The sequence below is a fragment of the Kitasatospora albolonga genome (assembly GCA_002082585.1).
Lineage (GTDB): Bacteria > Actinomycetota > Actinomycetes > Streptomycetales > Streptomycetaceae > Streptomyces > Streptomyces stephensoniae.
In genome coordinates, this window is record CP020563.1 from 1,507,056 (window position 1) to 1,525,902 (window position 18,847).

General features: G+C 72.0%; 15 protein-coding genes. 8 read left to right on the forward strand and 7 right to left on the reverse strand.

Annotation, left to right across the window (positions count from 1 at the left end):
* Window positions 1–50 precede the first annotated feature (50 nt).
* Complete coding sequence (locus B7C62_06495) at window positions 51–3,128, reverse strand: excinuclease ABC subunit A (GenBank protein ARF77019.1); 3,078 nt, start codon at window positions 3,126–3,128, stop codon at window positions 51–53.
* A 177-nt stretch (window positions 3,129–3,305) separates the two neighbouring features.
* Here B7C62_06495 and B7C62_06500 point away from each other — a divergent pair, with 177 nt between their 5' ends.
* The 3 genes from B7C62_06500 (at window position 3,306) to B7C62_06510 (ending at window position 5,592) form a co-directional block, all read left to right on the forward strand.
* Window positions 3,306–3,995 (forward strand): mycothiol maleylpyruvate isomerase, encoded by a 690-nt coding sequence (locus B7C62_06500; protein ID ARF71952.1) that lies wholly within the window; start codon window positions 3,306–3,308, stop codon window positions 3,993–3,995.
* Between the two features lie 54 nt (window positions 3,996–4,049).
* Window positions 4,050–4,706, forward strand: a complete 657-nt coding sequence (locus tag B7C62_06505) for a Zn-dependent hydrolase (GenBank protein ID ARF71953.1) — start codon at window positions 4,050–4,052, stop codon at window positions 4,704–4,706.
* A gap of 103 nt (window positions 4,707–4,809) precedes the next feature.
* Entirely contained in the window at window positions 4,810–5,592 is a 783-nt protein-coding gene (locus tag B7C62_06510; GenBank protein ID ARF71954.1) for an alpha/beta hydrolase, read from the forward strand.
* 129 nt (window positions 5,593–5,721) lie between these two features.
* On the opposite strand, the gene B7C62_06515 is transcribed toward B7C62_06510, so the two are convergent.
* From B7C62_06515 to B7C62_06535, 5 genes are all read right to left on the reverse strand, one after another.
* Window positions 5,722–6,741 carry a tellurium resistance protein TerC gene (locus B7C62_06515; protein ID ARF71955.1) on the reverse strand — a complete coding sequence of 340 codons (1,020 nt, stop codon included), beginning with the start codon at window positions 6,739–6,741 and terminating at the stop codon, window positions 5,722–5,724.
* A 242-nt stretch (window positions 6,742–6,983) separates the two neighbouring features.
* The gene (locus B7C62_06520) at window positions 6,984–9,137 is read right to left on the reverse strand and encodes an export associated protein (GenBank protein ARF71956.1); all 2,154 of its coding nucleotides are present in this window, start codon (window positions 9,135–9,137) and stop codon (window positions 6,984–6,986) included.
* Window positions 9,138–9,253: 116 nt separating this feature from the next.
* Window positions 9,254–9,832: a Tellurium resistance protein terZ gene (locus B7C62_06525; protein ARF71957.1), complete on the reverse strand. Its 579-nt coding sequence runs from the start codon at window positions 9,830–9,832 to the stop codon at window positions 9,254–9,256.
* Between the two features lie 156 nt (window positions 9,833–9,988).
* Entirely contained in the window at window positions 9,989–12,118 is a 2,130-nt protein-coding gene (locus B7C62_06530; GenBank protein ARF71958.1) for an excinuclease ABC subunit B, read from the reverse strand.
* 139 nt (window positions 12,119–12,257) lie between these two features.
* On the reverse strand, window positions 12,258–12,905 hold the full coding sequence (locus tag B7C62_06535) for a hypothetical protein (GenBank protein ARF71959.1): 648 nt from the start codon (window positions 12,903–12,905) through the stop codon (window positions 12,258–12,260).
* A 247-nt stretch (window positions 12,906–13,152) separates the two neighbouring features.
* Between B7C62_06535 and B7C62_06540 the strand changes: the two genes are divergently transcribed.
* From B7C62_06540 to B7C62_06550, 3 genes are all read left to right on the forward strand, one after another.
* On the forward strand, window positions 13,153–14,043 hold the full coding sequence (locus B7C62_06540; protein ID ARF71960.1) for a glycerophosphodiester phosphodiesterase: 891 nt from the start codon (window positions 13,153–13,155) through the stop codon (window positions 14,041–14,043).
* 122 nt (window positions 14,044–14,165) lie between these two features.
* Window positions 14,166–14,723: a cysteine methyltransferase gene (locus B7C62_06545; protein ARF71961.1), complete on the forward strand. Its 558-nt coding sequence runs from the start codon at window positions 14,166–14,168 to the stop codon at window positions 14,721–14,723.
* Window positions 14,724–15,061: 338 nt separating this feature from the next.
* Entirely contained in the window at window positions 15,062–16,264 is a 1,203-nt protein-coding gene (locus B7C62_06550; GenBank protein ID ARF77020.1) for an MFS transporter, read from the forward strand.
* Between the two features lie 149 nt (window positions 16,265–16,413).
* Here the strand turns inward: B7C62_06550 and B7C62_06555 are convergent, their stop codons facing one another.
* The gene (locus B7C62_06555) at window positions 16,414–16,776 is read right to left on the reverse strand and encodes a hypothetical protein (GenBank protein ID ARF71962.1); all 363 of its coding nucleotides are present in this window, start codon (window positions 16,774–16,776) and stop codon (window positions 16,414–16,416) included.
* Between the two features lie 129 nt (window positions 16,777–16,905).
* Between B7C62_06555 and B7C62_06560 the strand changes: the two genes are divergently transcribed.
* Window positions 16,906–17,838, forward strand: coding sequence for a pseudouridine-5-phosphate glycosidase (locus tag B7C62_06560; protein ID ARF71963.1), 933 nt, complete (start codon window positions 16,906–16,908; stop codon window positions 17,836–17,838).
* A 68-nt stretch (window positions 17,839–17,906) separates the two neighbouring features.
* Window positions 17,907–18,815, forward strand: coding sequence for a sugar kinase (locus tag B7C62_06565; GenBank protein ID ARF77021.1), 909 nt, complete (start codon window positions 17,907–17,909; stop codon window positions 18,813–18,815).
* The last annotated feature ends 32 nt before the right edge of the window (window positions 18,816–18,847 follow it).

Here is an 18,847-nt window from a genome sequence, read left to right on the forward strand (position 1 = left end):
GCCTCTCCCGTGCGGGGAGGGGCAGCCGTCGGCGGCTCTGGGCCGTCGGCTCACGCCTTGCGGGCGCGGGTCGCCTTCTTCGCGGCGGCGGCCTTGGTGGCGGTCGCCTTGGTGGTGCTCGCCTTCTTGGCCGTGGCCTTGGTGGCCGTGGCCTTCTTGGCAGCCGCCGCCGTGGCCTTCTTCGGTGCCGCCGTCTTCTTCGCCGCGGTGGTCTTCCGGGCGGCGGTGCTCTTACGGGCCGTCCCCGTCCCCCGCCCCGACGGCACCGCGGCCTCGCTGATCCGGTCCGCGTCCAGGATGCCCTGGAGGAACTTCCCGGTGTGGCTGGCGGGGACCGAGGCGACCTGCTCCGGGGTGCCTTCCGCCACGACCAGACCGCCGCCGTTGCCGCCCTCGGGGCCCATGTCGATGACCCAGTCGGCGGTCTTGATGACGTCCAGGTTGTGCTCGATGACGATCACCGAGTTGCCCTTGTCGACCAGGCCGGAGAGGACCGTGATCAGCTTGCTGATGTCCTCGAAGTGGAGACCGGTGGTCGGCTCGTCCAGGACGTAGACCGTGCGGCCGGTGGAGCGCTTCTGGAGCTCGCTGGCCAGCTTGACGCGCTGCGCCTCACCGCCGGAGAGGGTCGGCGCGGACTGCCCGAGCCGGACGTACCCGAGGCCCACGTCGTTGAGCGTACGGAGGTGGCGGGCGATGGCCGGGACGGCCTCGAAGAACTCCAGGCCCTCCTCGATCGGCATGTCCAGCACCTCGGCGATGGACTTGCCCTTGTAGTGGACCTCCAGGGTCTCCCGGTTGTAGCGCGCACCGTGGCAGACCTCGCACGGGACGTACACGTCGGGCAGGAAGTTCATCTCGATCTTGATCGTGCCGTCGCCGGAGCAGTTCTCGCAGCGGCCGCCCTTGACGTTGAAGGAGAAGCGGCCCGGCAGATAGCCGCGCACCTTCGCCTCCATCGTCTCCGCGAAGAGCCTGCGGACGTGGTCGAAGACCCCGGTGTACGTCGCCGGGTTGGACCGGGGCGTCCGGCCGATCGGCGACTGGTCGACATGGACCACCTTGTCGACCAGGTCGTCGCCGTCGACCCGGGTGTGGCGGCCGGGGACCGACTTGGCGCCGTTGAGCTCGCGGGCCAGGTGGGTGTAGAGGATGTCGTTGACCAGGGTCGACTTCCCGGAGCCGGAGACTCCGGTGACGGCGGTGAGCACGCCGAGCGGGAAGGAGACGTCGATGTCGTGGAGGTTGTTCTCCCGGGCACCGTGCACGGTGAGGCTGCGGGCCGGGTCGACCGGGCGGCGGACGTCCGGCGTCGGGATGGACCGCTTGCCGGACAGATACTGCCCGGTGACCGACTCCTTGTTGGAGAGCAGCTCCTTGAGCGAGCCGGAGTGGACGACCTTGCCGCCGTGCTCACCGGCGCCGGGGCCGATGTCGACGACCCAGTCCGCGACCTTGATGGTGTCCTCGTCGTGCTCGACGACGATGAGCGTGTTGCCCATGTCCCGGAGCCGGACCAGTGTCTCGATCAGCCGGTGGTTGTCGCGCTGGTGCAGCCCGATGGACGGCTCGTCCAGGACGTACAGCACGCCGACCAGACCGGAGCCGATCTGCGTGGCCAGCCGGATGCGCTGGGCCTCGCCGCCGGAGAGCGTACCGGCCGCCCGGTTGAGCGAGAGGTAGTCCAGGCCGACGTCGACCAGGAACCTCAGCCGCTCGTTGACCTCCTTGAGGACCCGTTCGGCGATCTTCTTGTCACGGGCGTTCAGCTTGAGGCGGCCGAGGAACTCGGCGCACTCGCTGATCGACATCGCGGAGACCTCGGCGATGGACTTCTCCATCACCGTCACCGCGAGGACGATCGGCTTGAGCCGGGTGCCCTCACAGGTGGGGCAGGGCACCTCGCGCATATAGCCCTCGAAGCGCTCCCGGCTGGAGTCGCTCTCGGCCTCGGTGTGGCGCCGCTTGACGAACTGGACCGCGCCTTCGAAGGCGGGGGTGGTGTAGGCGCGCTCGCGCCCGTAACGGTTGCGGTAGCGGACCTCGGTCTGGATCTTGTGGCCGTACAGCAGGGCCTTCTTGGCGCGCTGCGGCAGTCCGGCCCAGGGGATGTCCGTACGGAAGCCGAGGGCCTTGGAGAGCGCGCCGATCAGCCGACCGAAGTACTCCTTGGTGTGGCCGTGCGACCAGGGGTGGATGGCTCCCTCGTCGAGCGACTTCTCCTCGTCCGGAACGATCAGCTCCGGGTCGACCTCCATCCGCGTACCGATGCCCGTGCAGTCCGGGCAGGCGCCGAAGGGCGAGTTGAAGGAGAAGGAGCGCGGCTCCAGCTCCTCGAAGGAGAGGTCGTCGTACGCGCAGTAGAGGTGCTCGGAGTACATCCGCTCGCGCTCGGGGTCGTCCTCGGGGAGGTCGACGAAGTCCAGGACGACCATGCCGCCGGAGAGGCCGAGCGCGGTCTCGACCGAGTCGGTGAGCCGGCGCTTGGCGCTGTCCTTGACGGTGAGGCGGTCGATGACCACCTCGATGGTGTGCTTCTCCTGCTTCTTGAGCGTGGGCGGCTCGGAGAGCTGGATGGTGGTGCCGTCGACCCTGGCTCGGCTGTACCCCTTGATCTGGAGGTCGGCGAAGAGGTCGACGAACTCGCCCTTGCGCTCGCGCACCAGCGGCGAGAGCACCTGGAAGCGGCTGCCCTCGGGCAGGCCGAGGACCTTGTCCACGATGGCCTGCGGCGACTGGCGGGCGATGGGCCGCCCGCACTCGGGGCAGTGCGGCTTGCCGATCCGGGCGAAGAGCAGCCGGAGGTAGTCGTAGACCTCCGTGATGGTGCCGACCGTCGAGCGCGGGTTGCGCGAGGTCGACTTCTGGTCGATGGAGACGGCAGGGGAGAGACCCTCGATGAAATCGACGTCCGGCTTGTCCATCTGGCCGAGGAACTGCCGGGCGTACGAGGAGAGGGACTCCACATAGCGCCGCTGGCCCTCGGCGAAGATCGTGTCGAACGCGAGGGACGACTTGCCCGACCCGGAGAGCCCGGTGAAGACGATGAGGGAGTCACGGGGGAGATCGAGCGAGACGTTCTTCAGGTTGTGCTCGCGCGCGCCACGGACGATGAGACGGTCGGCCACGCCGGTCCGCACCTTTCTGGAGAGAGACGGGGGAACTGAGCCCCCGTTCCAGGTTATGGGGGGCGCCACAGCGATGGGGGAAGCTTTGTCTCCTCCGAGCGTATAGCACGCACATTCGATTAACGGTCGCCCTCGGACACCTTCACCCGAACGAGTGGCGGAGCTAGGCTCGGCCGCATGATGGATCATGCGCATGACCTGCAAGCCGTACGCGAAGCGACCGATCGACTGCTCAGTGCAGCGGGTAAGTGGGACAACGCCGCACTGGCCGAGCCGTCACGGCTGCCCGGATGGAGCCGGGGCCATGTCCTGACCCACTTGTCACGTAACGCCGACGCGCTCGGAAATGTTCTCCGGGGGCTGCCGATGTACGCGAGCAGCGAAACCCGGGAGGTCGACATCGAGGCGGGTGCCCCGCGCCCCCTGGCCGAGCAGCTGGCCGACTTCGAGGAGAGCACGGGGCGCCTCGCGGCGGTGGCGGCGGAACCGGCCGACTGGTCCCGTACCGTCGCCCTCCGCAACGGAGTGACGGACTCCGCGTCCCGGGTCCCCTTCCGCCGGCTGATCGAGCTGGAGATCCACCACGTGGACCTGGACGTCGGCTACGAGCTGGAGGACCTCTCGGCCGACTTCACCGAGCGGGAGATCGCCTTCCTCGCCGACCGCTTCACCGGCCACCCGGCCGTCCCCGCCACCACCGTGACCGCCGAGGACGGCCGGACCTGGACCACGGGCGGTGGGGCGGACGGCCCGGCCGTGTCGGTACGGGGCACGGCGGCCGATCTCCTCGGCTGGCTGGCCGGCCGCCGCGACGGCTCCGCCCTGACCGTGACCGGGGGCGCGCTGCCTTCCCTGCCTCCGCTGTAGGCACTGGCCTGATCCCGTCCCCGCCCCGGCGGGGACGGGATTAGGCTGAGCCGTATGACGTACAGCGGAGCGGTGAAGGTCGGCGGACCGGCGAGCGTGCACGAACTGGCGGATCTGATGATCTCCAAGGTCGCCGTCGGCGCGATGGACAACAACGCCTATCTGCTGCGCTGCCGGGCCACCGGAGAGCAGCTCCTGATCGACGCGGCGGCCGAGACCGCGACCCTGCTCTCCCTGATCGGTGACGACGGGATCGCGTCCGTCGTCACCACCCACCGCCACGGCGACCACTGGCAGGCCCTGGCCGAGGTGGTGGCGGCCACCGGCGCCCGTACGTACGCGGGCCGGTACGACGCCGAGGGCATCCCGGTCGCCACGGACGTGCTCGTGGAGGACGGCGACACGATCACCGTCGGCCGGGTGGAGCTGACCGCCCGCCATCTGACCGGCCACACGCCCGGCTCCATCGCCCTGGTCTACGACGACCCGCACGGGGCCCCGCACCTGTTCACCGGGGACTGCCTCTTCCCCGGCGGGGTCGGCAACACGCACGACGACCCCGAGGCGTTCGCAAGCCTTCTCCACGACGTGGAGACGAAGCTGTTCGACCGGCTGCCCGACGAGACCTGGGTCTACCCGGGCCACGGCGACGACACGACCCTCGGCGCCGAGCGCCCGCACCTGCCCGAGTGGCGGGCGCGGGGCTGGTAGCGGGACGGTCGGCCCAGGGGGTGTCAGACCCGGGCACTCCCGGGAGGGTGTCAGACCCGGGCACTCCCGGGAGGGTGTCAGACCCGGGCACTAGGGTCGCGGCATGACCTTCACCGTGCCGGAGGCGACCCGCGTCGATCTCGATCTCGACGGGCGCCGGCTGTCCTGCCTCGACTTCGGCGGGCCCGGCAGGCCCCTGCTGGCTCTGCACGGCCACTTCTCGGAAGGCCGGACCTTCGCCCCGCTGGCCCGGGCGCTGGCCCCCGACTGGCGAGTCATCGCCCCGGACCAGCGGGGGCACGGGGAGTCGGACCGCCCGGCGGACTACCACCGCCGGGGCTATCTCGCGGACGCCGTCGCCGTCCTCGACCGCCTCGGCCCCGGCCCGGTCGTCGTCCTCGGCCATTCGCTGGGCGGCGTCAACGCCTATCAGCTCGCCGCACGCCATCCGGACCGGGTCCGCGCCCTGGTCGTCGAGGACGTCGGGGCCGTCGTCGAGGGCGATCTGTCCTTCTGCCTCTCCTGGCCCCAACGGGCACCGGACCGCGCGGCCCTGATCGAGGGGCTGGGCGGGTCCGCCCCCTATCTGGCCGAGGCGATACGCGCGTACGACGACGGCTGGGGGCTGGCCTTCCACCCGGAGGACATGGTCGCCTCGCAGCGCCTGCTCCGGGGCGATCACTGGGACGACTGGCTGGCCACGGACTGTCCGGCCCTGCTCGTCCACGGGGCCCGCAGCGGCACTCTCTCCACCGGGCACGCCGAGGCCATGGCGGAGCGCCGCCCGCACACCCGCCTGGTGCACCTGCCCACCGGGCACACGGTCCACGAGACCGATCCCGAGGGCTTCGCCACCGCTGTCCGCGCGTTCCTCGCCGACCTTTGACGGTTCCCCCCTCGCGGGGCTCTGGCGGGAGCACGTACGCCTATACGCACAGCGGCCGGGACGGGCGGCTCTCGCCGTTCCGTCCCGGCCGCTGCCGGTGGGTCCCTGTGCCGCCCGGGCGGCCCGGGATCAGCTGCTGACGCTCTCCGGCTGCTCGTCGGCCGCGTCGACGCTCTTGGCCTTCGCCGCCGCCTCGGCCTCGGCCGCCTCCTGCTTCTTGTTGGCGATCAGGCTGGTGATCGTGGTGACCACCAGGACGCCGCAGATGACGGTGAGGGAGAACGGGATGGAGATCTCCGGGACGTGCACCCCGGACTCGTGCAGGGCGTGCAGCACGAGCTTGACGCCGATGAAGCCGAGGATCACCGACAGGCCGTAGCTGAGGTGGACCAGCTTCTTCAGCAGACCGCCGATGAGGAAGTACAGCTGGCGCAGGCCCATCAGCGCGAACGCGTTGGCGGTGAAGACGATGTACGGGTCCTGGGTCAGGCCGAAGATCGCCGGGATCGAGTCCAGCGCGAACAGCACGTCGGTGGTGCCGATGGCGAGCATGACCACCATCAGCGGGGTCATGACGCGCTTGCCGTGCTTCTGGATGAAGAGCTTCGTGCCGTGGTACTGGTCGGCGACCCCGAAGCGCTTCTCGATCGACTTGAGGAGACGGTTCTCCTCGAACTCCTCTTCCTCCTCACCGGCCCGCGCCTCCTGGATGAGCTTCCAGGCGGTGTAGATCAGGAACGCGCCGAAGATGTAGAACACCCACGAGAAGTTCGCGATCACGGCGGCACCGGCGGCAATGAAGACCGCCCGGAGCACCAGGGCGATCAGCACACCGATGAGCAGCACCCGCTGCTGGAGGTGCGAGGGCACCGAGAACTTCGCCATGATGAGGACGAAGACGAAGAGGTTGTCGACGCTCAGCGACTTCTCGGTGATGAAGCCCGCGAAGAACTCTCCGGACGCCTGGCTGTTGCCGAACACCAGCAGGCCGAGGCCGAAGATGATGGCCAGCGCGATCCAGACGACCGTCCAGATACCGGCTTCCTTGGTCGACACGTCATGGGGCTTGCGCCCGATGAAGAAGTCGACGGCGATCAGGGCTGACAGACCAATGATGGTCACAGCCCAAAGGGTCCATGAAACGTCCACTGCGCCTCCGGCAGTTCGCTACGGCTACTGATCAGCGTCGTCGCTGCCGGAGGTCTCTTCCACCCTGGCACGCGGGGTGCGCGCCGGGCCGACGCCCCGGGACCGGTCACGGTCCGTACTGACGGGAACGTCGCGTAAGGAGTACTCCCCTCCGTGGACCGAACAGTACAGGCCCCGCCAAGCCCCGGTAAAGAAAATAGTAAACAGATGGCAAAATCGGCAGGTCAGGCTGGTAATTCCGGTCAGCGTCCGGCAGCCCGGCGGGCGGCCACGACCGCCGCGAGGACCTGTTCCAGGACACGGCTGCCCGAGGGGACCGTGAGCGGCTCATATGTCCAGGCGTGACCGACCCAGGGGTCGGCGAGGTGGTTGTCGGCGACGGGGGTGATCCGCAGCAGCGAACGCCACAGCGGGTCGAGCACCGGCCCGTACGCACGTGCGTCCTCCCGGTCCGCGACCATCAGCAGATGCACGCCGACCGAGGGCCCCTCGTCGGCGAGGTAGCGGAGCTGGGTGACGGCCCGGTCGTCGAAGCCGTGCGGGAAGTCGTTGACCACGAGGAGCTGTTCGCCGGTGTCCAGGTCGGGCGGGAGCGAGTCGGCCGCCCGGGCCCTCACCGCCATCTGCACCAGGTCCACGCGCCGGGTGAGGCGGTCGAGGACCTGGGCCACTCCCCCGGGTCCGGCGGCGGGCGGACCGGCGAGGACGCCCGCGTCGACCAGCGGCGCCAGCGGTCCGGCCGCCGCGCCCGCGGGGTCGATGACGTGCACCGAGAACTCGCCGGGCGGATACACCGCGAGCAGCCGGGCCGCGTGCAGGACGGCGGTCTCCATCGCGAGGCGGCGCAGCCGGTCGGTGTCCAGGAGGGCGGCGGCCTCGGAGGCCGTACGCCCGCTGTCCACCCACATGCCCCGCTCCAGCGGCAGCCGGACCAGCAGCGGGATGCGCAGGTCGGTGCGTTCGGGCAGATGGAGGTCACCGATGCGCAGGGCCATCGGCATCTCCATGGGGATGCGGTGGGCGTGCCAGACGGGGTTGTCCCAGCCCGCGTACGCGGCGGGGAGCGCGGGCTCGACGACGGCCGCTTCGGCAGCCAGCTGGGCGAGCTCGCGGTCGAGGACCTCCCGGGCCCGGGCGGTCAGCTCGTCGCACTTGGCGCGGGCCTCCTCGCGGGCGCGGTCGCCCGCGCCGCCGATCCGGTTGCGCGGGTCGGAGAGGGCCCGGTCGAGCTCCTGGCCCATCCGGGACTCGGCGAAGTCCACGGCGCTGCGGTAGGCCGCCGCGGCGCGTGCCAGGTCCTCGAACATGCCCCAGATCTGGTTGTAGAGCCGCTCGTCCATCGACCAGCCGGTCGCGTCCCCGGCGACCGGCTGCGCGGGCTCTCCGGGCTGGGCGGGGGGCGCGGCGGGCGGGGGCGAGGGCGGGGCGGCGTGCTGTCTGCGGGGGTGCGCGTAGTTGATGGGGCCGCCGGTCGCGGGGGCGGAGGCCGCGGCGGGGTCGGCCGACGGGGGCGCGGGGGCGGAGGCCGGGTTGGACAGCGGCTCGGAGGGAGCCCCGGGACCGGTCGGTGCGGGTTCAGAGGGGCCCCTGCCACCGGTCGGCGGCTCGGAGGAACGGCCGGCCTGGGGCGAGGCGGCCTGGGGTGTGGCGGGCTGGGGCGCGGCGGGCGAAGGCGCGGCGGGCTGGGGCGCGACCGGCGGGTGTGTGGTCGGCGGGTGCGTGGCTGCCGACGGCTGTGTGGTCGACGGGTGTGTGGTCGGCGCGTGGTGGCCGGGCGGGGCGGAGGCGTGCCGTACGCGGTCGCCTTCGGGGGTGCGGGGCGGTGGCGGGGCCACCGAGCGGGCCAGGGACCGGGCGACGGCCTCCTGGATGGACGCGGCCAGCTCGGCCGCCCCGGCGAAGCCCTGGTCGGCGAGCATCCCGGCCAGTCCGGTCGCGTACCCCTGGCCGACGGCCCGGACCTTCCAGGCGCCCTGGCGGCGGTAGAGCTCCAGGGCGTTGACCGCCGACTCGGCGTCGAGGCCGGTGAGGGTGAAGGTGGCTATCTCGGTGCCGTCGAGGCCGGTGACGGCGACGAAGGGCGCGGCGGTCGCGCCGAACCGGGCCGGGCCGCCGACACCCACCGGGAGGGCGAGGAGCACGGTGACCCGGTGCACCTCCTCGGGGAGGGCTTCCAGGTCGACGGCGAGGCGGTGGGCGGCCGCGGCCTGCCGGGAGACCTCCAGGCCGGGGAGCCGGTGCGAGCCGGGGTGGGCGATCCACTCGGCGCGGCGCACCGTGCCGTGCTCATCGCCGAGGGTCGCCCCGGCCACGACGGGCGAGCCCGCCGACACCCGGATCTCCAGACGGGTCCGGGGCAGGGTGTGGTTCTGCCCCCGGACCAGTTCGGCCGTCATTGCGCTGTCCCCCTCGACGATGTGTGCTGCGGTCGGCCCCGCGCGGTGCGGCTCCCGGGAGCGGGTGCCCCCGGGAGCCGCACGTGCCGGTGCCGGCCTGATCCGGTCCGGTCCGCCTACAGGTGGGGCAGGATGGACGGCATCAGGTCCTGGAACGTGCGGCCGTTGGCCGGGTTTCCGAGGGCGGTCATCTTCCATCCGCTCCCCGCGCGGTGGACCTTCGCCATGATCTGGGCGGTGTACTGGCCGCCGCCGTCCAGCGTGTACCGGGCGAGCTCCTGGCCGTTGGTCTCGTCGACGATGCGGCAGAAGGCGTTCTGGACCTCCTGGAACGTCTGCCCGGTGAAGGAGTTCACCGTGAAGACGATCTGGTCGATGTGGACCGGGACGCGCTGGAGGTCCACGAGGATCGCCTCGTCGTCGCCGCCGGAGCCCGCGCCGCCGACCAGGTTGTCCCCGGTGTGCTTGACCGAGCCGTCGTCACTGACGAGGTGGCGGAAGAAGACGACGTCGACCGGCTGCTTGTCGGCGAAGAGCACCGCCGAGGCGTCCAGGTCGATCTCCCGGGTGCGCGAGCCGAACAGACCGCGGCGCGGAGCCGCCTGCCAGCCGAGCCCCATCCGTACCGCCGTCAGGGTCCCCCCGTCGCTCTTCTGCAGGTTGATGGCCTGACCCTTGGTCATATTGACCGTCACGCGCTGTCCCCTCTCGGCATTGCCCCGCAACCGTCCGTGTGCGGTTTACCCGAACCCTACGCATTCCCCCCGGGACGGCAGGAGGTTCGGTCCGTTTTTGTGTCGGTCTTGCAACACACCGGGCGGCGGTCGCCCCGCCGCCCGGTGGGCCGGGCCTCAGGCGAGGCCCGCCTCCTTCATCTGGCGCAGCTCCTTCTTCAGCTCGCCGACCTCGTCGCGGAGCCGGGCGGCCACCTCGAACTGCAGGTCGGCGGCGGCGGCCCGCATCCGGTCGGTCATCTCCTCGATGATTCCGGCCAGTTCGGCCGCGGGACGGTCGCCGACCACGGCACCGGCCGACGCGCCCTTGGTCTTCGCGCCGCCCTTGGCCGCCTTGGCGCCGAGCGTCGGCACCGGGGTCTTGGCCTCCTTGCCCTGCCGGTAGCCGGTGCCGAGGAGCTGCTCGGTGTCGACCTCCTCGCGGTGGATGGTCGCGACGATGTCGTTGATCTTCTTGCGCAGCGGCTGCGGGTCGATGCCGCGCTCGGTGTTGTACGCGATCTGCTTCTCGCGGCGGCGGTTGGTCTCGTCGATGGCCTGCTCCATCGCCGGGGTGACCTTGTCCGCGTACATATGGACCTGGCCGGACACGTTACGGGCGGCGCGTCCGATGGTCTGGATGAGCGAGGTGCCGGAGCGCAGGAAGCCCTGTTTGTCGGCGTCGAGGATGGCCACGAGGGAGACCTCGGGCAGGTCGAGACCCTCACGCAGCAGGTTGATGCCGACCAGGACGTCGTACTCGCCGGAGCGCAGCTCGCGCAGCAGCTCGATACGGCGCAGGGTGTCGACGTCGCTGTGCAGATACCTGACCTGGATGCCGAGCTCCAGGAAGTAGTCGGTGAGGTCCTCCGCCATCTTCTTGGTGAGGGTGGTGACCAGGACCCGCTCGTCGCGCTCGGTGCGGGTGCGGATCTCGTGCACCAGGTCGTCGATCTGCCCCTCGGTGGGCTTGACGACGATCTCGGGGTCGACGAGGCCGGTGGGACGGATGATCTGCTCCACGAAGCCGTCGCCGCGCGAGAGCTCGTACTTCCCCGGGGTGGCGGAGAGGTACACCGTCTGGCCGATCCGCTTCAGGAACTCCTCCCATTTCAGCGGGCGGTTGTCCATCGCGGACGGCAGCCGGAAGCCGTGGTCGACCAGCGTGCGCTTGCGGGAGGCGTCGCCCTCGTACATCGCGCCGATCTGCGGCACCGTGACGTGCGACTCGTCGAGGACGAGCAGGAAGTCCTCGGGGAAGTAGTCGAGGAGGGTGTTGGGGGCGGTGCCCGGGGCCCGCTCGTCGAAGTGCATCGAGTAGTTCTCGATGCCGGAGCAGCTGCCGATCTGGTGGAGCATCTCGATGTCGTACGTGGTGCGCATGCGCAGCCGCTGGGCCTCCAGCATCTTGCCCTGCTTCTCCAGCTCGGCCAGGCGCTCCTGGAGCTCCTCCTCGATGCCCCGGACGGCCTTCTGCAGCCGCTCGGGTCCGGCCACGTAGTGGCTGGCGGGGAAGACGTGGACCACGGGGTCCTCGCTGATGACCTCGCCGGTCAGCGGGTGCAGGGTGGAGAGGGCCTCGATCTCGTCCCCGAACATCTCGATGCGGACGGCGAGCTCCTCGTAGACCGGGAAGATCTCGATGGTGTCGCCCCGGACCCGGAAGGTGCCGCGGGTGAACGCGAGGTCGTTGCGCGCGTACTGCATCTCGACGAAGCGGCGTAGCAGCTGGTCGCGGTCGATCTCCTCGCCGACCGTGAGCTGGACCATGCGGTCCACGTACTCCTGGGGCGTACCGAGGCCGTAGATGCAGGAGACGGAGGCGACCACGACGACGTCGCGCCGGGTGAGCAGCGAGTTCGTCGCCGAGTGGCGCAGCCGCTCGACCTCCTCGTTGATGGAGGAGTCCTTCTCGATGTAGGTGTCCGACTGCGGGACGTACGCCTCGGGCTGGTAGTAGTCGTAGTACGAGACGAAATACTCCACCGCGTTGTTCGGCAGGAGCTCGCGGAACTCGTTGGCCAGCTGGGCGGCGAGCGTCTTGTTCGGCGCCATCACGAGCGTGGGGCGCTGCAGCTTCTCGATCATCCAGGCGGTGGTCGCCGACTTTCCGGTGCCGGTCGCGCCGAGCAGGACGACATCCTTCTCACCTGCGCGGATGCGCCGCTCCAGCTCGGCGATGGCCGCCGGCTGGTCGCCGCTGGGCTGGTAGGGACTGACGACCTCGAAGGGCGCCACCGTACGTTCGATCTTGGAAACGGGCCGCATGCAACCACCGTACGGCCCCCCACTGACAACGGCCTCGGATCTACGCCGCCGGACCGCCCGGCGCCCCTCGCGCGGGTGCGCGGAAGCGGCGGGAGGCAGCCCGTGGAAGCAGTGCGTGGGAGCAGTGCGGCGGAAGCGGTCAGTCCGGTGGGAGACCGGCGGTGGCGGCACCGGGCGCGGCGGGGTGCAGGTGCACGTCGAGCGCGGCCATGCCGGTGTAGTGCATCCCGGTCACCGCGACGGCCATCATGACGCCCGCGCCCAGCCCGGAGAGGAGGACCCGGGCGGAGAGGGCCGCCCGGAGCGCGGCCGTGGCGGCGGTCGTGGCGATCAGGACCGAGAGGACGACGAGGGGCGTCTCGTACGTGAAGTGCCCCGGGAAGCGGATGCCCGCCATGCCGAGGTAGTGCGTGGAGGCGATGCCGAGGCCGGTGAGGGTGCCGCCCGTGATCAACGCCATGCGGGTCACGCCCCGGTACCCGACAATGAAGAGGCCGATGCCGGCCATCACGACGGCCACGGCGAGACCACCGAGGATGAAGGGCTTGTCGTGGGAGAGCGGTGCCTCCGCGACGGTGAAGCCCGTCATCGCCACGTAATGCATGGTCCAGATGCCGGAGCCGATGGACAGCGCACCGAGTGCCAGGGGGCCGGCCCTGAAGGAGCGTGCCGTGCGCAGGGACCTGATGGAGCAGCGGAGTCCGAGAGCGGCCCCCAGACCGGCCGCGAGGAACGCCAGGACCGGGATCGCCGGGCCATGGGTGAATCCGTCGACCGTTCCCTGCACGCTGGCACGCCCTTCATGGAAGCCCGGGTTCGAGGGGGGTCCCCAAGGGGCGGGTCCCGGCAGGCGGATGGAGATGTAGGAAGCACATTTTATCGGCACGGGACCGTGGCACGGTCCCGTGGCACCTTCCTTCTGCCGCTCCGGTAGCGAAGATTCCGTTCATTCCGCGGCCACCGCGCTCCCGTCCCGCGTTGGTGGGCCGCTGCCAGTCTCGTCGTGTCCGCACACTCCGATACGAGGAGTCCACGTGTTCGTACGCACCGCAACCGCCTCCACCACCGCGGCGGCCGTACTCGGCGCCGGCGCCCTGCTGCTGCCCGCCGCCCAGCCGCAGGACGCGGACGCCCGCACCCCGGACCGGCAGGCGAGCCCCGTCGTCGTGGCCCACCGGGGCGCCTCGGGCTACGCACCGGAGAACACGCTCGCCGCGGCGGACGCCGCGAAGGCGCTCGGCATCGACTGGGTGGAGAACGATGTCCACCGCACCAAGGACGGTGTGCTGGTCGTGCTGCACGACAGCAGCCTGAAGCGCACGACGAACGTCGAGGAGGTCTTCCCCGGCCGTGCCCCGTGGGCGGTCAAGGACTTCACCGCCGCGGAGATCGCGAAGCTGGACGCGGGGAGCTGGTTCGGGTCCCAGTTCGCGGGGGTGCGGGTGCCGACGCTGACCCAGTTCGTGAACCGCCTGGAGCGCAACCGCCAGAAGCTGCTCCTGGAGATCAAGAGCCCGGCGTCCTACCCGGGCATCGAGCGGGACATCCTGAAGGTGCTGCGCAAGGAGGGGTGGCTGAACCCCTTGCACGTACGGGACCGGCTGGTCATCCAGAGCTTCGGCGCCGCCAGCATCAAGGAGGTGCACACCCTGCGCCCCGACATCACCACCGGCTTCCTGGGCACCCCGGCGGTGGCCGACCTCCCCGCGTACGCGGCGTTCACCGACCAGATCAACCCCTCGCACACGACGATCGGCGCCGACTACGTGGCAGCCGTGCAGCGGCTCAAGGGCCCGCACGGCAAGCGGCTGAGGGTGAACACCTGGACGGTCAACGACGCGGCGAACGCGGTGAAGGTCCGTGCGTACGGTGTCGACGGCATCATCACCAACTACCCCGACGTGGTGCGCGACGCCACGCGCTGACCCGGCCCCGGCCGTGCGGGGCGGGCGCTGTCATGGACGCCGTGCGGGGCGGGCGCTGTCACGGACGTGGTCCCGGCGGCAGCGGGCGGCCGTTGTCAGTGGCCGGTCGTACGGTGGTCGGCATGAACAGTCACGGGCTCGATGGGGAGCCGGTCGTCGAATGGTCCGTCGTGGGCAGCGCCATCGGGCCGCTGCTGCTCGCCGCGACCTCCACCGGTCTGGTGAGCGTGGTCTTCCACGCCCGCCCCGGCGTACGGGACGCGGCGCTCGCGCAGCTGCGGACCCGGCTGGGCGCGGAGCCGGTGGAGGCCCCCGGCTCCGCACGGCTGGCCGAGCCGATACGTCGGCTCGCGGCGTACTTCGCGGGCGAGCGGCAGGACTTCGGCCTCGGTCTGGACTGGTCGCTGACGTCCGGGTTCCACCGCGAGGTGCTCCGCGAGCTGGAGTCCACGGTGCCCTACGGGACGGTCGTCGGGTACGGGGAGCTGGCCGCGCGGGTCGGCCGGCCGGAGGGCGCGCAGGCGGTGGGGGCCGCCATGGGGTCCAACCCGCTGCCGGTGGTGGTGCCCTGCCACCGGGTGGTGGAGAGCGACGGCGGACTTGGAGGGTTCGGGGGCGGGCTGGAGACGAAGCGGCAGCTGCTGGCGTTGGAGGGGGTGCTTCCGCAGCCGCTGTTCTAGGGCGGGCGCGGGGGCGGCGACCGGCGGGGAGGCAGGCGACGGGCGCCGCGTGGCGGGAACGAGAGGCAGGCGCCGGGTGGCTGGTGGCTGGTGGCTGGTGGCTGGTGGCAGTTTGGCTACGGGGCCTGGGGCACGGGGAGGGCGCTTGCTCCCGGGCGCGAGGGCGGAGGTGCGTTCCCGCAGCCCCGCAGCCGGGGTCGGAGGTTGGCCGAAGAATCCGGTGCGCCTCCGGGGGCCTCTGATGGCACACTGCGCCGGTGACGCCACCCCTCCCGCTCTCCGCCGCCCCCACGGTCACCGCCGCCGGGCTGCCCGCTCTCCAGCGCCGGATATCGGCCGTGCTCGTCGTCAGCCAGATACTCGGCGGCCTCGGCGTGGCCATCGGTATCGCCCTGGCGCCGATGCTGGCCACCGAGGTGACCGGCTCCGAGGCGCTGTCCGGGCTGGCCCCGACCGCGTCCGTCGCCGGTACGGCGCTGCTGTCGCTGCCGCTGGCCGCCCTGATGACCTCGCGCGGCCGACGCCCCGGCCTGGTGCTCGCCTATCTGGTCGGTGCCCTCGGCGGCGGCCTGGTGGTCCTCGGCACGGTGGTGCGCAGCTTCCCGTTGCTGCTGCTCGGGATGGCCGCGTTCGGCGCCGGGTCCTCCGCCAATCTCCAGGCCCGGTTCGCGGCGGCCGACCTGGTCGGGCCGGAGCGGCGGGGCCGGGCGATCTCCACCGTCATCTGGGCCACCACGATCGGCTCGGTGCTGGGCCCCAACATCGCCGCCCCGGCGGGCCGCCTGTTCCACGGGACGCCGGTGCCCGAGACCGCGGGCCCCTACCTCTGGTCCGCCGCCGCCTTCCTCCTCGCCGGAGCGGTCGTGGCCGTCCTGCTGCGCCCGGACCCGCTGCTCACGGCGCGCGCCCTGGCCCCGCGGAGCACCCAGGGCGAGCAGAAGCGGTCCCTGCGCGCCGGGATCGCGGCCGTCCGGGAGTCACCGATGGCCAAGCTGGCCATGGTGACCGTCGCCGTGTCGCACACCGCGATGGTGTCGATCATGGTGATGACCCCGGTCCATCTGGGTCGGCACGGGGCGGACCTCCAGCTGATCGGGCTGGTCATCAGCGGGCACATCGCGGGCATGTACGCGTTCTCGCCGGTAATGGGGTGGCTGGCCGACCGGTTCGGCCGACTCTCCGTGATCGGCCTGACGGTCGGCCTGCTGAGCGGCGCGGCGCTGCTCGCGGGCACGGCGGGGCCCCGGCACGGGCAGACCGCCCTGGGCCTGTTCGTGCTCGGCCTCGGCTGGTCGGCGGGGATGATCGCCGGTTCGGCGCTGCTCACCGACTCCGTACCGCAGGCCGCCCGGGCGGCCGTGCAGGGCCTGTCCGACCTGACCATGAACGCGGCGGCGGGCATCGGCGGAGCGGCGGCCGGACTGATCGTCGCCCAGTGGGGGTACGGCCCGCTGAACGCCATCGGGGCCGCGCTGCTGCTGCCGGTGGCCGCGCTCGCGCTGCGCCGGAGCCTGAAGGGGGCGGGCGGCGCCGGGGCATGAAACCGTACGGCGCTGGGGCCGCCGGACCCCGGTGACCCCGGCCCCCGCTGGCCCGGAACCCGACGCCCTCAGCCAGGAGCCCTCAGCCCCACACCCGACGCCCCGTCGGCCCCCGGCGCCCGACGCCGGGCGTCCGGCGTCCGGCGTCCTCAGAGGCTGATGTGGTACGCCTTGCGGAGCGTCTCGTGCACCGTCCAGGTCGTCCGGTCGCCCTCGCGCAGTACGCAGGCGTCCCCCGGCCCGATCTCCAGCGTCGCGCCGCCCTCGACCGCCACGGTCGCCCGCCCGCTGACCACCACGAACAGCTCGTTCACCTCGGTGTCGGTGACCACGCCCGGGGTGATCTGCCAGATCCCGCGCACCTGCTTGCCGTCGGCGGACTCCCACAGCACCTTGCCCGTCACCACGGGCTCGCCCGAGACGATCTGGGCCGGATCGAGGGGCTCCGGTTCCAGCTCGGCGTCCGGGATGTGTACGGCGAAGGAGGCGGGGGCCTGGTCGTTTGTCGTCATGGCCGGTCACCTTAGCGACCACTTCCGGCCGGGCCGCCACCAGGACCGGCCGGAACCCGTCTCCCGGGGTTCGGCCGGAACTCGTCCCCCGTGGTTTGCGCCCCTTCCGCCCGCGACAGGGATGGGGACATGCCACAGAACACCGACACCTCCTACGAGCCGGTCCTCTCCGCCGAAGTACGCGCGGCCCTGGCCGACGGGCTGCCCGTCGTGGCCCTGGAGTCGACGATCATCGCGCATGGGCTGCCGCGCCCCCGCAACCTCCGGGTGGCACGCGAACTGGAAGGGACCGTCCGGTCCGCCGGGGCGGTCCCGGCCACCATCGCCGTCCTGGACGGGCGGGCCCATGTGGGTCTGGAGAAGGACCAGTTGGAGCGGGTCGCCGCGGACCCGGCGGTCCGGAAGCTGGGCCACCGCGATCTCGCCCCCGCACTGGCGCTCGGGGCGAGCGGGGCGACGACGGTCTCCGCGACAGCGTTCCTGGCGGCGCGGGCGGGGCTGCGCGTCTTCGCGACCGGAGGGCTCGGGGGCGTCCACCGGGAATGGGCCGAGAACCAGGACGAGTCGGCCGATCTGCGGCTGCTCGCCCGTACCGGAATCACCGTGGTCTGCGCGGGCGTGAAGTCGATCCTCGACGTCCCGGCGACGCTCCAGCGGCTGGAGACCCTCGGGGTGGGCATCGTCGGTTACGGCACCGGGCACTTCCCCGGCTTCTATCTGAGCAGCTGCGGCCTGCCGGTCGACTGGACCGTGCACAGCCCCGAGGAGGTGGTGGAGGTGATCCGGGCGAAGGAGGCGCTGGGCGGCCCGGAGGCCGCGCTGATCGTCGCCAACCCCGTACCGGAACAGGACCAGTTGGACCCCGCCCTGCACGACCGGGTGCTCGCGGAGGCGCTCGACGCGTGCCGGGAGCGCGGGATCACGGGGCAGGGCGTGACCCCGTTCCTGCTGGACCAGCTGATGCGGCGGACCGAGGGCGCGTCGCTGGAGGCGAACCTGGCGGCGGTACGCGGGAACGTGCGGCTCGCGGCGGAGATCGCCGCAGCGGCAGCCGTACAGTGAGCCCCGGCGACGGCCGTACGGTGAGCCACGGCGGCGCCCGTACGGTGAGCCCCGGCGACGCCCGTACGGTGAGCCCTGCCGGGGCGGGCCGGGGGCTCCTGGTGGTGGGGGACGTGGTGACGGACGTGGTGGCGCTCCACGGCTCCGGGCTCGTCCACGGTACGGACAACGCGGCCCGCATCCGGTCCCTGCCGGGCGGCGCGGGGGCCAACGTCGCCTGCTGGGCGGTGCGTTCGGGATGCCGGGACGTGGCGCTGCTGGCCAGGGCCGGGGCGGAGTCCGCCGACTGGCACCGGGAGGCGCTGGAGCGGGCGGGGGTGCGGGCGCTGCTGGCGGTGGACGCGGAGGTGGCGACCGCGACCGTCATCGCGCTGGTGGACGCCGCCGCCGAGCGGACGTTCCTCACCGACAGCGGGGCCGTACTGAGGCTCGCCACCGAAGACTTCGCGCCCTCGATGCTCGACGGCACGGGGTGGCTGCACCTCTCCGGCTACCTCCTGTTCGTCGCCACCAGCCGCGCCGCCGCCCGGCTCGCCCTGCGGACCGCCCTGGAACGTGGGATTCCGGTGAGCGTGGACCCGGCGTCGGCGGGGTTCCTGGCGGAGCTGGGCCCGAAGCGGTTCCTGGAGTACGCCGAGGGGGCCGAGCTGCTGCTGCCGAACGCGGACGAGGCCCGGCTGCTCACCGGCCTGCCCGAACCGGCCGACGCGGCGGCCGAGTTGAGCCGTACGTTCCCCCGGGTCGCCGTCACCCTGGGCGCCGGGGGCGCGGTCCTGGCCGCCGGGGGCGCGGTGACGGGACGGGTCCGCGCCGGGCCGGTCCGCGAACCGGTCGACTCGACGGGCGCGGGTGACGCGTTCACCGGCGGGTTCCTCGCGGCGCTGCTGGCCGGGGCGGACGACAGGGCTGCGGCGGAGGCGGGCTGCCGGGCCGGGGCCGAGGCGGTCGCCACGGTGGGCGGCCGCCCCTCCACGTAAAGCCGTCACGTGAACGCCCACCCGCGCACGCA

Excerpts from the sequence above, each read along its gene's own strand:
- B7C62_06500 (ARF71952.1), top strand. The coding sequence starts at position 3,306 with ATGATGGATCATGCGCATGACCTGCAAGCCGTACGCGAAGCGACCGAT.
- B7C62_06505 (ARF71953.1), top strand. The coding sequence starts at position 4,050 with ATGACGTACAGCGGAGCGGTGAAGGTCGGCGGACCGGCGAGCGTGCAC.
- B7C62_06510 (ARF71954.1), top strand. The coding sequence starts at position 4,810 with ATGACCTTCACCGTGCCGGAGGCGACCCGCGTCGATCTCGATCTCGAC.
- B7C62_06520 (ARF71956.1), bottom strand. The coding sequence starts at position 9,137 with ATGACGGCCGAACTGGTCCGGGGGCAGAACCACACCCTGCCCCGGACC.
- B7C62_06530 (ARF71958.1), bottom strand. The coding sequence starts at position 12,118 with ATGCGGCCCGTTTCCAAGATCGAACGTACGGTGGCGCCCTTCGAGGTC.
- B7C62_06545 (ARF71961.1), top strand. The coding sequence starts at position 14,166 with ATGAACAGTCACGGGCTCGATGGGGAGCCGGTCGTCGAATGGTCCGTC.
- B7C62_06555 (ARF71962.1), bottom strand. The coding sequence starts at position 16,776 with ATGACGACAAACGACCAGGCCCCCGCCTCCTTCGCCGTACACATCCCG.
- B7C62_06560 (ARF71963.1), top strand. The coding sequence starts at position 16,906 with ATGCCACAGAACACCGACACCTCCTACGAGCCGGTCCTCTCCGCCGAA.